At 54.4% G+C, this 386-nt stretch carries 1 protein-coding gene; it reads right to left on the bottom strand.

Going from position 1 to position 386, the window contains the following annotated elements:
* The coding region (locus QZ269_RS13280; protein WP_291427169.1) for an IS630 family transposase at positions 1-359 on the bottom strand (359 nt) is incomplete at its 3' end.
* Between the last annotated feature and the right edge of the window lie 27 nt (positions 360-386).

Genomic DNA, 386 nt, shown 5'->3' with positions numbered 1-386 from the left:
AGGTGGTGCCGCTTCACATAGGCCCACACGAGTTCAATCGGGTTCAGTTCTGGACTGTACGCTGGGAGATAGGTCAGACTGAGTCGCTGATGCTCCGCCAGGAAGGCCGAAACGGCCTTCGCCTTGTGAATTTTCGCGTTGTCCACAACAACGGTGACCTTTCCCTTGATATGGCGCAGCAAGTGGCTCAGGAACGCGATGAATCCAGCCGCTTTGATAGAGCCTTCGTGCGTTTGCTGAAAAAACTGGCCTTCAGACGTGATTCCGCCGATGACGGAAAGCTTTTTCCAGTTGGTTTTGGCAAAAATCACCGGGGTTTGCCCACGAGTCGCCCAGGTATTGCCGACAACTGGTGTCATGCTGATCCCAACTTCATCGGCCCAGAC

This window comes from Deinococcus sp. (assembly GCF_018260405.1).
Taxonomy (GTDB): Bacteria; Deinococcota; Deinococci; order Deinococcales; family Deinococcaceae; genus Deinococcus.
The sequence above is the reverse complement of the archived record's forward strand: the minus strand, read 5'-3'. Positions and strand labels throughout refer to the sequence as shown.